Below are 12,891 nucleotides of genomic sequence, written 5' to 3'. Positions count from 1 at the left end.
CCGGCTCGCGCTAAAGTCTTCCCCATGGCGTCCAGCCCCACATTGCCCACCTCGTCAGGAGATCCGCCCCATGGCCAAGAACGACAAGAAACCCGCTGACAAAGCTGCAGACAAATCCGCCGCCAAGGCTGTCACCAAGCCCGTCACCAAGCCCGCCAGCAAATCAGCTGCCAAGCCTGCCAACAAGGGCGCCGCCATCGACATCGGCATCGCCGCGAGCGACCGTGCTGCCATCGCCAAGGGCCTCAACGGCTTGCTGGCCGACACCTTCACGCTCTACCTGACCACGCACAATTTCCACTGGAACGTGACGGGGCCGATGTTCAACACCCTGCACACCATGTTCATGGCGCAGTACACCGAACTGTGGAACGCGGTGGACCCGATCGCCGAGCGCGTGCGCGCCCTGGGCTACCCCGCCATCGGCTCGTTTGCCGATTTCACCCAGGCCAGCACGCTGCCCGATGCACCCGCGCAGCCCCCGAAGGCCAGGGAGATGATCCGCATCCTGGTGACTGGGCACGAGGCCGTGGCCCGCACCGCGCGCGCCCTGTTCCCCCTGGTCGATGAAGCCTCTGACGAGCCTTCGGCCGACCTGCTCACCCAGCGCCTGGACGTGCACGAAAAGGCCGCCTGGATGCTGCGCTCGCTGCTGGAAGAGTGAGCCCGTTCCCGCCGGAGCTTGCCTGCCAGCGGGTGTCGGTGGTCATCCCGGCCTACCGGGCAGCGGCTTTCGTGGGCCGGGCGGTGGACAGTGTCCTGGCCCAGCAGCCCCCGCCTGCCGAAGTGATCGTTGTGGACGATGCCTCGCCCGATGACATCCATGCGGCGCTGGCGCAGCACATCCTGGCGGGGCGTGTGCGACTGCTCCGGCTGCCGCACAACCAGGGCGTGGCAGCGGCGCGCAATGCGGGCGTCCGCGCGGTCGATGGCGATGTCGTCGCCTTCCTCGATGCCGACGACGTCTGGCTGCCTGAGCACCTGTCTCGGGCCCTGTCCGTGCTCGATGCTCACCCTGAGGTGGACGTGGTGCTGCAGGACTTCGACATCGTTGACCTGCACACACAACAGCACCATGGCAGCTGGTTCGCCCTGCGTCACGAGGCCTTGGCCCGCTTGCGAACGACCGCGCTGGACCCGCTCACCCGCCGCGTGGAGGGTGGCTTTGTCGGCGCCCTGATGAGCGGCTGCTTCGTGCACATGCAAGCCACGGTGGTGCGCCGTGCGGTGTTCGAGCGCACGATGTTCGATGAGCGGCTGCGCTGCAGCGAGGATGTGGACTGGGCCTTGCGCTCGGTGCACCTCGGGGGTGCGACCTGGGCTGTGCGTGCACAAGCCAGCGGCGTGTACCACCGCCACGCGCAGAGCCTGACGGCCGATCTGACCCAGAACCACGAACGCATCGAACGGACAGGGCTCATGCTGTTTGCCGAGTACCTGAATTGGCCTCGCCTAGGCGCCAGCGACCGGGTGCAGATTCGCCGGGCGCTGGTCCGCGCCTGTCTGGACCTCGGCTACTTCGCGCGCAGCCAGCACCGTGTTGCCGATGCCTGGCGCTTCTGGGCCATCGGCCTGCGCCACGGTCTGCACCACGGCCTGGGCCTGCGGCAAGCCCGCGAGGGCGCCAAGCTGTTGCTCTCGACCCCGTGGATGCTGTTTCAGCGCCTCAGCCGCCGCCGCCAGCGCTGAACCTGCTGGTCGAAGTCACGCGCCAGCGTGAACAAGCGGTGCGCGCCGGCGCCCAGACGCACCACGGGTTCCTGCAGCCGCGAGTAATGCCCCGGGTCGCGCGCGATGTGGTCACCTTGTCCAGGGTGGCAGCTGTAGCAGAGGCCGCCCTCGCGTTCGACGTCCACGAAGCGGTGCGGATGGCGCCGAAGGATGGGGTGGATGGCCAGGCTGAAGGCGATCGGGCCGGTCACTTCCAGCACGCCCATCCGGCCGTACTTCGCCGGCACCGCGCGGTGGCTCACGATGTTGCGCAGCACCCGCCCGCACACCGCCCGCAGGTAAGGGTGTCCGGCCGAGGCCACCAAGAACCACTGCTGGTACTCGCCACCGGGGATGTGGCGGATGGGTCGGTGCAGGCCCCAGTCCGAGTAGCGGCCGGTCGGCCCGTTGTCCCACTGGGACAGGATGAAGCGGTCCTCGGGTCGGAGCCATTGCGCCAGCGGCATCGTGGTGCCGCTTTTGATGTCAAGGTAAACGCCCCCAAGCCGGTAGATGCACAGGTAGCGGAACAGGTCGGCACGGGCTGCACCGTAGCGCGGGTTGAGTTGCTGGTAGATCGCCAGCACGGCAGGGCCGTAGTGGGCCTGCAGGAAGGCCTCGATGTCCTGGTCGTCATAGAGCGTCAGCGACCAGCCCGGGTTGTGTTGCCGGATGCGTGCGAGGTTGTCGGCCAAAGCCTCATCGAGGTGCTTGCTGCGCGCGGTCATGTGCACGCATGGCGGTATGGCGGCATCGGGGCGGTGCACTGCGTCGAGCTCGCGCAGCGCTGCCTGGAGCAGGGGGTGCGTCATGTCCGGTGTCTGCGCAAAGTCAGGATGGACAGCAGGCGGTCCAGGTGCCTGCTGTTGTCTCGCACCAGGGCGAGGTCGCTGTCATGCCATGCCCCCAGGCGGAGGGACAGCATCAGGTACAACATCCCGAACACGCCGCAGCCCAGCAGCGCCAGCGCGGCGCCTGGGTCTGCGGGCAAGGCCCACAGCACGGCCAAGAAGGCCAGGCCTCCGCACAGCCAGTGCCGCAGCACATGTCCCAGAGGGAAGCGGATTTTCAGCACGGTGTGGGCCAGCACGGCCACGAGGATGTAGGTGACCACGTTGCCGGCGAACACCGACATCAGCGCACCCTCCCATCCCAGCCAGGGGATGAAGGTCAGCGAGGTGATGACGGAGATGGCCGACGACAGTGCGATGAACATCAGCCGGGCGCGGTGGTGGTCGCTGGCAATGAACACCGCCGAGTACGCAGCATTGGGCAGCAGGATGCCGCCCACCAAGGCCATGACACGCAGTGCTGGCACGGCCTCCAGGTAGGCGGTGCCGTACAGCAGCATCACCAGAGGCTTGGCCAGCAGCCAGGCGCCCGCAGCCACCAGGATGCCCATGCATTGGTACAGGCGCACAGCCCCCTCGAAGATGGCTTGCACCTTGTCGCGTCCGCCTTCGGCCCCAGCGCGGGCAATGCTGGGCAGCAGCACCGATGAAAAGCCGCTGGACAGCAGGTCCAGCCCGGCGCGTGCGAGCGATGACGCGATGTTGTAGTAGCCCACGAAAGCTGGCAGCGCATGCAGACCAAGCAGGTAGGTGTCCATGGATTTGGTGGACAGCAGTCCCACCAGCGTGAAGCTCGTGTGCCAGCCCAGCGCACGCCACACCCGGGTGCGGGTCTCGTGGGCGAGCGGGGTGTCGTCGTGCAGCAGACCTTGCCGCTTCAGCATGTGGTGCGCCAGCAGCGGGTGAGCCAGCGAGGCGCCGGCGAACAACAGCAGGTAGGCGTCCAGTGCCTGGCCACTCAGACAGAGCAGGGCATTCAGCGGCAGGGTGGCCAGGCCAATGAGGGCCGGTGGCAGGGCCTCGGCCTGAAACAGCGCGTGCCCTTTGCCAACCGAGGCCTCGAACATGTAGGTGGCCTTGAGCGCGGCGCATGCCACCGTGAAGCTCAGGTACAGCGCCAACCGGTCATTGAGCGCTGCAGGGTGCACGCCGGCAAACCACCAAGTCACGCCCAGCACGGCGGCCATGGCCAGCAGGCCCAGCCACAGCAGCTTGCGCAGGAAACCAAACACCGCGCGGGCCTGGGCCTCGTCCTTGGCCCCGACGGCTTCGGCCACGAAGCGGATGGTGGTGATGTTGAGGGCGCCGGTGCTCAGGTTGATGGCCATGCCCACCATCCAGATCAGGTAGGCGTACAGGCCATAGTCGTGCGGCCCCAGGCCGCGTGTGATGAACACGCTGTTGGCAAAGCCAGTCAGGAAGCCGACCTGGCTGGATGCGGTCATCCAGGCCAGGGCGCCCAGGGCCGACTGGGGCGCGGACTTCACAACGTCACACCAGCCCGTTGCGGATGGCGTACACCGTGAGCTCGGAGTTGTTGGTCAGACCCAGCTTTTCCAACACCCGGGCGCGGTAAACGCTCACGGTCTTGGGGCTGAGCAGCAATTGTTCGGCGATGTCTGAGAGGCGCTTGCCCGAGGCGATCATCACCAGCGTCTGCAACTCGCGGTCCGAGAGCTTCTGGTGCGCGTCTTCCTGGGCGGGGGTGGTCAGGTTGTCCACCAGCATCTGCGCCATCTCGGGCGTGACGTACTTGCGGCCCTGCGAGACGGTGCGCACCGCCGCGACGATCTGCGCAGCATCGCTGCCCTTGTTGAGGTAGCCCGAGGCCCCGGCCTTGAGCGCGCGCATGGCGTACTGGTCTTCGGGGTACATCGAGACCACCAGCACCTTCACCGGGTTGCCTTCTTCCTTGAGCACATGCAGCACGTCCAGGCCGCTGCGCCCAGGCAGGTTGATGTCCAGCACCAGCACGTCGCAGGTCTGGTCACGGAACAGGGCGCGCAACTCGCCATAGTCTGCGGCTTCGCCCACCACGTCGATGTCGGCCGCATCGGCCAGCGTGTCGCGGATGCCCCGGCGGATGAGGGCGTGGTCGTCGCAGAGGATGACTTTGATCATAGTTTGCCCCAGGCGGTCGGGTCGTCAGGGTCGTCGTGGTCGATGCTGGCGACGTCACCGTCCAGCCCGGGCAGCAGGCGGTCGATGAAGCCGTTCTCGGGGCCGGACAGAGGAACCGACAGGATCAGCGTGGTGCCGCCGGGCTTGCTGCTGATGTCCACCCAGCCACCCACCGTCTCCGCGCGCTCGTGCAAGCCACGGATGCCGAAGGACCGGGCCTTGGCCAAGTCTTCCCCGCTCAGGCCTTTGCCATTGTCTGTCACTTCGATGGACAGAACGCCGCCCGCCTGAGACACATCCACGCTCACCTTGGTGGCCTGTGCGTGTTTGGAGACATTCGTCAGCGCCTCCTGGGCGAAACGGTAGGCCACCAGGGGCACGCCGGGCGCCAGTTGCATGGATTCATGGCTGGTGCGGAAGGTGGCTTCCAGGCCGGTGCGCTTGCCGAAGCGGTCGGTCATCCATTGGAGTGCGGCCACCAGGCCCTGCTCCAGGATGGCCGGGCGCAGGTTGTGCATGACGCGCTGGCTGGCCTCGTGGGCGTGGTTGACCGACTCCAGCGCCTGCGCCACCCGCTCGGCGATCTCGGGCGAGGGCGCATGCCGCGCCATCCAGGCCAGGTCGAACTTCACGGCCGTGAGCGCGCCCCCGACGTCGTCGTGGATCTCGCGGGCGATCGCCGCGCGCTCCTGCTCGATGCTGGTCTGCAAGTGCTGGGCGAGCTCGCGCAGCTGCTGGCGCGAGCGGGTCAGGGCGTGGTCGGCGCGCTGCTTGGCGATGCGCGTGCGGTTGGCCTCGATGGCCAGCAGGGCCGCAGGCGCCAGGCGGGTCAGGTTGCTTTTGAGCAGGTAGTCGTTGGCGCCGTTGCGCATGGCCTGCACGGCGATGTCTTCGCCGATTTCGCCGGACACCAGGATGAAGGGCACCAGCTTGCCCAGCGAGCGCACCTTGTCGAGCGCGGCCAGGCCCGAGTAGCCCGGCAGGTTGTAGTCGGAGAGGATGAGGTCCCAGTCGTCCGCGAGGGCCTCGATCAGGGTGGACTCGGTTTCCACGCGGTGGATGTCGGCCTGGATGCCGCCGCGCATCAGGTGTGCCGCGACCAGGGCGTGGTCACCCTCGTTGTCCTCCAGGTGCAGCACCCGCAGGCGCACGGGTTGCTGGCCCGGTTGCAGCCCGTTGGGGCTCACCAGGGGTGGGGGGGATGAGAACTCCGGCACAGGCAAGCTTCGATCCTTCGATTTACGCCCAGTTTCGCCACGTCATTGTGGACACCGCTGGACGGGGAATGTGAAAAATTCTACCAACCGGCCAAAGCGCGTGATCCGTTGATGCAAAGCCCTCAGGATCACTGCAAACCTGCCGACAACCCGATGTACCCGGTCGTTCTGACGACCCCCGACATTAACCTTGGTTGAGTGGAGCCACGATGAGCCACGACGACAACGTCGCGTCCCAGCCCCCCGAGATGTCTTTGCTGCTGGCCGCCGGCCTTCAGGACCACCTGATGACGGCCAGCAACGACCTCGAGCGCTTGCAGCGCCTGCTGGACGACGCCTGCCTGGCCCTCATGGAAGGATTTCACGATTCTGCCGGCCAGCTCGGCACCGTGATCGACCAGGGCCACGAAATCACGCCGCACTTGACCGAAGTGCGTCAAACGCTGTTCAAGGCGGTCACGGCCCTGCAGTTCCAGGACATGGCCACGCAGTTGATCGCCCACACCAACAAACGCCTGCGCAACTGCGCCGACCAGATCGCCCGCGACGCCCTTGGCGACGACGATCCGGACGGCGCCGCCGTGGTCGAGGAAGGGCCGCTCAAGCCCAACCCCGTCACGCAGGACGAGATGGACGCTGGTTCAGTGGAATTGTTCTGAACCGTGGCTAAAGATTCCATCCCGTCTGCCGAAATACGAAAAAGTTGCAAAGTCAGTCAAGTTGATTTGACCCTGCCTGTCCACACGCAAAGTTCATCAAGTACCGGAGAGCGCCATGCACTCGATTCTTGCCGTTGACGATTCCGCATCCATGCGTCAGATGGTTTCTTTCACACTCAAAAGCGCTGGCTACAACGTGATCGAGGCCGTGGACGGACAGGATGCCTGGGAAAAGGCCGGCGGCCGCAGCTTCGATCTGGTGCTCACCGACCAGAACATGCCCCGCATGGACGGCATCAGCCTGACCAAGAAACTGCGTGAAACCGCACAGTTCAAGGCCACGCCGATCCTGATCCTCACCACCGAGTCCAGCGATCAGATGAAGCAGGCCGGCCGTGCCGCCGGCGCCACTGGCTGGCTGGTCAAGCCCTTCGACCCGAACAAGCTGATCGAAGTCATCCAGAAGGTGATCCGCTGAACACAGGGATCCGCTGACGGGCCGGCGCACGTGCCCGCAAGCATCGCCACGAACATCGGGAGCCAGACATGGCAGACACGAGCACCGACAACAGCACGTCTTCGGCAGGGATTGACCTCAGCCAGTTCTACCAAGTCTTCTTCGAAGAGGCGGGCGAGAACCTGGAAAACATGGAACAGCTCCTGCTGGAGCTGGACATCGAGGCCGCCGACGACGAAGAACTCAACGCCATCTTCCGCTGCGCCCACTCCATCAAGGGGGGCGCTGCGACCTTTGGCTTCTCCGATGTGGCCGAGTTGACCCACCAGATGGAGACGCTGCTCGACAAGCTGCGCCGCCACGAACTGGCGCCCACCGCGCCGATGGTGGACGTGCTGCTGCAGTCGGGCGATGCGCTCAAGTCCATGCTGGGCCGCCACCAGGGCTCCGGTGGCGCCGTGGTGGACACCACCGAGCTGCTGTTCAACATCCGCGCCATGTCGTCCGGCGAGGCCCCTGTGGCCCAGGTTGCGCCTGTGGCGGCCCCGGCCAAGGCGGCGCCTGTCGCTGCCTCCGCTGCGGCCCCGGCTGGGACTGCCGCAACGTCCGCCACGTCCGCCGCTGCTGCGACCTCGGGTCAGCGCACCGTCGAGCTGCGTGTCGGCCCCCTGAGCGACCCGGCCCAGGCAGACAACCTCGTTGACCTGTTCAAGGAAATCACCGACCTGGGCACCATCTCGCCCTTGCCGGACGATGCCGCCCTGGCTGGCATCCGCCGCTTCCAGGTGAGCACCGCCGCCGCCGAGTCCGAGCTGCTGGACCTGTTCACCTTCCACGTGGCGCGTGAGCAAGTGGCCTTCGTCAACCTGGCCGATGCGCCTGCAGCCGCGAGCGCGCCTGCCGACCCCGGCTACGGCTTCTTCGACGCGCCTGACGCCGCTGAGGCCTCCGCCACGGCGGCCGCCGAGCCGCAAGAGAAGGGCTACGGCTTCTTCGACAACGCCCCCGGTGCACCCGACAAGGCCCCGGCCGCCGCTGCCGCCGAACCCGCTGTCCTCAAGCCCGTGGCCGCTGCGGTCAAGCCCGCTGCACCCAAAGCCGACAAGCCTGCCGCCGCGCTGGAGGCCTCAACCATCCGCGTGTCGGTGGAAAAGGTGGACCAGCTCATCAACCTGGTGGGCGAACTGGTCATCACCCAGGCCATGCTGGCGCAAAACAGCCGCGGCCTGGACCCGGTCGTTTACCAGCAACTGGTCACCGGCCTGACCGACCTGGACCGCAACACCCGCGACCTGCAAGAAGCGGTGATGTCGATCCGGATGATTCCGATGTCCACGGTGTTCAGCCGCTTCCCGCGCATGCTGCGCGACCTGGCCAACAAGCTGGGCAAGAAAGTCGAGCTGGTCACCCAGGGCGAAGCCACCGAATTGGACAAGGGCCTGGTCGAGAAGATCACCGACCCGCTGACCCACCTGGTGCGCAACTCCTGCGACCACGGCATCGAGATGCCGGCCGACCGCCTGGCGGCTGGCAAGCCCGAGATTGGCACCATCACCCTGGCGGCGTCTCACCAGGGCGGCTCCATCGTGATCGAGGTGCGCGACGACGGCAAGGGCCTGTCGCGCGAGAAGCTGCTCAAGAAGGCCCGCGAAAAGGGCATCGACGCGCCGGACTCCATGACCGACCCCGAGGTCTGGAGCCTGATCTTCGCGCCGGGCTTCTCCACGGCCGACGAGGTCACCGACGTGTCTGGCCGCGGTGTCGGCATGGACGTGGTCAAGAAGAACATCACCTCGCTGGGCGGCACGGTCGAGATCGACTCCGCCGAAGGCTATGGCATGCGCGTGGCGGTGCGTCTGCCACTGACCCTGGCCATCATGGACGGCATGAGCGTGGGTGTGGGCGAAGAGGTTTACATCCTGCCGCTGTCCTCGGTGGTCGAGAGCTTCCAGGTCAGCACCGAGATGATCAAGACCGTGGGCGGCTCGGGCCGCGTGGTCGAGGTCCGCGACGAATACATGCCCGTCATCGAACTGGAGCGCGTTTTCAACGTGCCCCGCTTCGACTGGGAGCACAACAGCGGGATCATGGTGGTCGTCGAAGCAGAGAGCGGCCGCGTGGCCCTGCTGGTGGACGAACTGCTGGGTCAGCAACAGGTGGTGGTCAAGAACCTGGAGACCAACTACCGCAAGGTCAACGACGTGTCGGGCGCCACCATCATGGGTGACGGCCGTGTGGCACTGATCCTGGACGTGGGCAGCCTGGTGCGCCGTTCGCGCCACTGACATCGCCACTGAGCACGCCACGCAACAAGAGGAGCAGCCAAATGGGCATGATGGAAAAACTGGACGTGCAATCTGAATTGGCACGTGAGTACCTGACCTTCCGGCTCGGTGACGAGGAATACGGCATCGACATCCTGAAGGTGCAGGAGATCCGCGGTTACGAGAACCCGACCCGCATCGCCAACGCGCCGCACTTCCTCAAAGGCGTGGTCAACCTGCGCGGCACCATCGTCCCCATCGTGGACCTGCGCCTGCGCTTCGGTTGCACCTCCTCGGAGTACAACGCCTTCACGGTGACCATCGTGTTGCACATCGGCCAGCGCACCATCGGCACGGTGGTGGACTCGGTCAGCGACGTGATGGAGATCCCGGTCGAGGCCGTTCGCCCCGCCCCCGAAATGAGCTCGGCCATCGACGCCACCTACATCCGTGGCCTCGCCCAGGTGGGCGAGCGCATGGTCATCCTGCTCGACATCGAGAGCATGTTGATGAGCCAGGACATGGGCTTGATCGACTGACACCTGCCAACTGGCTGCTCTGACAGCCGGACCGCGGCCGTGAGCGGAGTCACTCTTGCACGGCATCTTTCTGCACGAGGACACCCACATGAAGCACATCTCCCGCATCGCCGCCCTGGCCCTGACGGCCAGCCTCACCACCCTCGCCCCAGCCTGGGCTGCCGAAGGCGGCGCCACCAAGGACGACGCCATCACCATGGTGAAGAAAGGCGTGGCCTACGTGAAGTCGTCTGGCAAGGACAAGGCCTACGCCGAGTTCAGCGACAAGGCCAGCGCTGCTTGGCACAAGAGCGACCTCTACATCGTCGTCTATGGCCTGGACGGCACCGTGCACGCCCATGGTGCCAACGCCAAGATGGTGGGCAAGAACCTCATCGACCTCAAGGACATCGACGGCAAGCCCTTCGTCAAGGAGCGCGTCGAGATGGCCAAGTCGCAAGCCAGTTTCTGGCAGGACTACAAATTCACCAACCCCGAGAACAAGAAGATCGAGCCCAAGAGCATGTACTGCGAAAAGCTCGATGACACGGTGGTGTGCGGCGGCATCTACAAATGACCCGCAGGTGACGACGACGGGCCTTCAGGGCCCGTGGGTCCAAGGAGACAAGAACATGAATTTGCGCACGACACTGATGGCCGCGCCCACCGCGGTCAGCCTGGTGCTGTTGGCCAGCCTGGTGGCCGTGCTGATGGCCATGAACCGTTACGAGACCCGCGTTTCGGCCACGCACGCACAGGGCGCGGCCCATCAGGACACCATCTCGACCGCGCGGCAACGGCTGTCTGAAGCCCACGCCGGGCTGTACCGCACGATCACGGTGATCGGATCGATGAGCGACGCGGACATCACCGCCTTCCGCGGCAAGCTGAGCGAGCTGGGCAAGGCCAGCCGCGCGTCGGTCAGCGAGGTGCTGTCGGGCAGCGATGCCAACACCGATGTCGCCAAGGCCTTTGACAAGAGCCTGGGCAGCTTCCTCAAGAGCGCAGACACCGCGGTGGATCTCTCCGCCATCGACCCCAACACGGGCATCGCTGCGCTGCAGTCTGCCGATGCAGACCACAAGGCCATGATGGCTTCGTTGACCGCCTTGCTCAAGCAGGTGGAGGCCGACTCCGAGGCCGATCTGGCCGACTTGCGCGATGGGCTGGTGCTGCAGGAAGTGGTGATCGGCACCATTGGTCTGCTGGCCTGCCTGGGTGCCTTCGCTTTTGCCTGGGCCATGCAAAAACGCATCCTGCAGGATGTGCACCTGGCGCTGGACGCGGCCAACCACGTGGCCGATGGCCGCTTCGATGTGGACCTGCACAGCCAGCGTGACGACGAGATCGGGCAGCTGCTGGGCGCACTGGCGCGCATGACGCACGAGCTGTCGTCGTCGATCCAGACCGTGCAGCGTGCCGCGCAGTCCATCGAGACGGCCTCCAGCGAAATCGCCGCCGGCAACCAGGACCTCAGCCAGCGCACCGAGACCACGGCGTCCAGCTTGCAGGAAACCGCGTCCTCCATGGACCAGCTCACCGGCACCGTGCGCCAGACCGCCGAGTCCGCGCGCTCGGCCAACAGCCTGGCCACCGACGCCACCGCGGCCGCCCGCCATGGCGGCGAGGTGATGCAGCAGGTGGTCAGCAACATGACCGAGATCGACACCGCCTCGCGCAAGATCAACGAGATCATCAGCGTCATCGACGGCATCGCCTTCCAGACCAACATCCTGGCGCTGAACGCTGCCGTGGAAGCGGCCCGTGCCGGCGAGCAGGGCCGCGGCTTCGCGGTGGTGGCGGGCGAGGTGCGCTCGCTGGCGAAACGCAGTGCGGACGCCGCCCGGGAGATCAAGACCCTGATCGGCACCTCGACCGAGCGCGTCGAAGCAGGCTCGCGCCTGGTGCAGGAGGCCGGGGCTTCCATGCAGGGCATCGTGACCGGGGTGGAGCACGTCACCCAGATCATCCGCGAGATCACGCAGGCGGCCGATCAGGAGTCCGAAGGCATCGGCCATGTCAGCCAGGCCGTCACCCGCCTGGACCAGATGACGCAGCAAAACGCCGCCCTGGTGGAGCAGTCCGCCGCGGCCGCCGAAAGCCTCAAGGACCAGGCCGAAACCTTGGCCACCGTGGTGGGGCGTTTCCGCCTGCGGGCCTGAGGCTTGGGCGCTGCGTCAAGCGTCTGGCCAGCTCAGGCCGCGGCCTTGGGGTTGCGATGGACATCGACCAGATCGCCGTTTTGACCGAACAGGCGCTCGCGCCACGAAGCCTCCAGCGCCTGCGTTTCTTGCTGGCTGGGGTGGAACTTGCGGCGCCAGAAGGTGGGCATGTGGCGCAGCACCTCGCTGATGAGGGCCCCGCGTCCGAACAGTGCTTTCAGGCCCCGGCGGTTCTCTTTGAACCGGAACAGCTGACCTTCCTTGACGAGCAGGTGCACCCAGCTGGCCACCACCGGCAGGCCGATGAAGAAGCCGACCAGCCAGCCGGCCTGCTTGCGTTCGCGCTGCGTACCGCCGATGAGGTCGAACACGTCGTAGGCCACCGATTTGTGCTCCAGCTCCTCCAGCGCGTGCCAGTACCAGAGCTTGAGCATCTCGGGGTCGGACGATGCGGCCAGGGCCTTGTCGGTCAGCCACTGCTCGGCCAGGTGGGCGGTGAAGTGCTCCATCTGCGTCGTGCAGGCCAGCTGCAGCCGGGGTGAGAAGCGCGCCAGCTGGCGCAATCCGAAACGCACGTAACGCGCAGGCAGGTCCACGTCGAAGCCGCGTTCGCGGAAGAAGTCGTTGAGGCGGTCGTGCTCGCGGCCATGCAAGGCTTCCTGGCCCATGAAGCCGGACACCTGCGCCTTGAGCACCGGGTCGGTGATGCGGTCGCGGAAGTTGCGCACCGACTCCATGAAGAAGCGCTCGCCCGGCGGGAAGATGCCGGAGAACACCACGAACACCAGGCTGGCCAGGGGGTTCTGGTCGAAGAAGAAATAGCGCTGCTGCGCTTGCGAGAAGCGGAAGTCGATGTGGCGGGGCGGGATGCCCACTTGGGCTCCGGTCAGGTTCCGGCGGGCGAGGGTGTCGGTCATGCTGGCGTCTCCAAA

13 protein-coding genes are annotated in these 12,891 nt (G+C 66.2%); 8 read left to right on the top strand and 5 right to left on the bottom strand.

The features are described from left to right. The first annotated feature begins 70 nt into the window (after positions 1-70). Positions 71-664, top strand: coding sequence for a Dps family protein (locus EV672_RS02130; RefSeq protein ID WP_133605916.1), 594 nt, complete (start codon positions 71-73; stop codon positions 662-664). After that, positions 661-1,689 (top strand): glycosyltransferase family 2 protein, encoded by a 1,029-nt coding sequence (locus EV672_RS02125; RefSeq protein WP_166643413.1) that lies wholly within the window; start codon positions 661-663, stop codon positions 1,687-1,689. The genes EV672_RS02130 and EV672_RS02125 overlap by 4 nt, the downstream gene beginning before the upstream one ends. On the opposite strand, the gene EV672_RS02120 is transcribed toward EV672_RS02125, so the two are convergent. The 4 genes from EV672_RS02120 to EV672_RS02105 are packed head-to-tail and all read right to left on the bottom strand — an operon-like array spanning position 1,659 to position 5,905. Next, positions 1,659-2,522 (bottom strand): glycosyltransferase family 32 protein, encoded by an 864-nt coding sequence (locus EV672_RS02120; RefSeq protein WP_133605914.1) that lies wholly within the window; start codon positions 2,520-2,522, stop codon positions 1,659-1,661. The two genes, EV672_RS02125 and EV672_RS02120, sit on opposite strands and share 31 nt — an antisense overlap. Next, positions 2,519-4,048 (bottom strand): lipopolysaccharide biosynthesis protein, encoded by a 1,530-nt coding sequence (locus EV672_RS02115; RefSeq protein ID WP_133605913.1) that lies wholly within the window; start codon positions 4,046-4,048, stop codon positions 2,519-2,521. The genes EV672_RS02120 and EV672_RS02115 overlap by 4 nt, the downstream gene beginning before the upstream one ends. Before the next feature lie 4 nt (positions 4,049-4,052). Then, entirely contained in the window at positions 4,053-4,682 is a 630-nt protein-coding gene (locus tag EV672_RS02110) for a response regulator (RefSeq protein WP_133605912.1), read from the bottom strand. Then, positions 4,679-5,905, bottom strand: a complete 1,227-nt coding sequence (locus EV672_RS02105) for a hybrid sensor histidine kinase/response regulator (RefSeq protein WP_243738468.1) — start codon at positions 5,903-5,905, stop codon at positions 4,679-4,681. The genes EV672_RS02110 and EV672_RS02105 overlap by 4 nt, the downstream gene beginning before the upstream one ends. A 203-nt stretch (positions 5,906-6,108) precedes the next feature. On the opposite strand from EV672_RS02105, the gene EV672_RS02100 reads away from it, so the two are divergent. From EV672_RS02100 to EV672_RS02075, 6 genes are all read left to right on the top strand, one after another. Next, complete coding sequence (locus tag EV672_RS02100) at positions 6,109-6,558, top strand: hypothetical protein (protein WP_133605911.1); 450 nt, start codon at positions 6,109-6,111, stop codon at positions 6,556-6,558. Between the two features lie 115 nt (positions 6,559-6,673). After that, a complete protein-coding gene (locus EV672_RS02095; protein WP_133605910.1) occupies positions 6,674-7,036 on the top strand; it encodes a response regulator in 363 nt (120 codons plus the stop codon). A 68-nt stretch (positions 7,037-7,104) separates the two neighbouring features. Next, positions 7,105-9,300 carry a chemotaxis protein CheA gene (locus EV672_RS02090; RefSeq protein ID WP_133605909.1) on the top strand — a complete coding sequence of 732 codons (2,196 nt, stop codon included), beginning with the start codon at positions 7,105-7,107 and terminating at the stop codon, positions 9,298-9,300. Between the two features lie 41 nt (positions 9,301-9,341). After that, positions 9,342-9,818 carry a chemotaxis protein CheW gene (locus tag EV672_RS02085; RefSeq protein WP_133605908.1) on the top strand — a complete coding sequence of 159 codons (477 nt, stop codon included), beginning with the start codon at positions 9,342-9,344 and terminating at the stop codon, positions 9,816-9,818. A gap of 88 nt (positions 9,819-9,906) precedes the next feature. Next, positions 9,907-10,374, top strand: coding sequence for a cache domain-containing protein (locus EV672_RS02080; RefSeq protein WP_133605907.1), 468 nt, complete (start codon positions 9,907-9,909; stop codon positions 10,372-10,374). Between the two features lie 55 nt (positions 10,375-10,429). Continuing rightward, positions 10,430-11,959: a methyl-accepting chemotaxis protein gene (locus tag EV672_RS02075; RefSeq protein WP_133605906.1), complete on the top strand. Its 1,530-nt coding sequence runs from the start codon at positions 10,430-10,432 to the stop codon at positions 11,957-11,959. Positions 11,960-11,991: 32 nt separating this feature from the next. Here EV672_RS02075 and EV672_RS02070 read toward each other — a convergent pair whose 3' ends face one another. Continuing rightward, a complete protein-coding gene (locus tag EV672_RS02070) occupies positions 11,992-12,876 on the bottom strand; it encodes a metal-dependent hydrolase (protein ID WP_133605905.1) in 885 nt (294 codons plus the stop codon). Between the last annotated feature and the right edge of the window lie 15 nt (positions 12,877-12,891).

Source organism: Aquabacterium commune, assembly GCF_004362855.1.
Lineage (GTDB): Bacteria > Pseudomonadota > Gammaproteobacteria > Burkholderiales > Burkholderiaceae_C > Aquabacterium > Aquabacterium commune.
The sequence above is the reverse complement of the archived record's forward strand: the minus strand, read 5'-3'. Positions and strand labels throughout refer to the sequence as shown.

Excerpts from the sequence above, each read along its gene's own strand:
- EV672_RS02130 (WP_133605916.1), top strand. The coding sequence starts at position 71 with ATGGCCAAGAACGACAAGAAACCCGCTGACAAAGCTGCAGACAAATCC.
- EV672_RS02120 (WP_133605914.1), bottom strand. The coding sequence starts at position 2,522 with ATGACGCACCCCCTGCTCCAGGCAGCGCTGCGCGAGCTCGACGCAGTG.
- EV672_RS02110 (WP_133605912.1), bottom strand. The coding sequence starts at position 4,682 with ATGATCAAAGTCATCCTCTGCGACGACCACGCCCTCATCCGCCGGGGC.
- EV672_RS02100 (WP_133605911.1), top strand. The coding sequence starts at position 6,109 with ATGAGCCACGACGACAACGTCGCGTCCCAGCCCCCCGAGATGTCTTTG.
- EV672_RS02095 (WP_133605910.1), top strand. The coding sequence starts at position 6,674 with ATGCACTCGATTCTTGCCGTTGACGATTCCGCATCCATGCGTCAGATG.
- EV672_RS02090 (WP_133605909.1), top strand. The coding sequence starts at position 7,105 with ATGGCAGACACGAGCACCGACAACAGCACGTCTTCGGCAGGGATTGAC.
- EV672_RS02085 (WP_133605908.1), top strand. The coding sequence starts at position 9,342 with ATGGGCATGATGGAAAAACTGGACGTGCAATCTGAATTGGCACGTGAG.
- EV672_RS02080 (WP_133605907.1), top strand. The coding sequence starts at position 9,907 with ATGAAGCACATCTCCCGCATCGCCGCCCTGGCCCTGACGGCCAGCCTC.
- EV672_RS02075 (WP_133605906.1), top strand. The coding sequence starts at position 10,430 with ATGAATTTGCGCACGACACTGATGGCCGCGCCCACCGCGGTCAGCCTG.
- EV672_RS02070 (WP_133605905.1), bottom strand. The coding sequence starts at position 12,876 with ATGACCGACACCCTCGCCCGCCGGAACCTGACCGGAGCCCAAGTGGGC.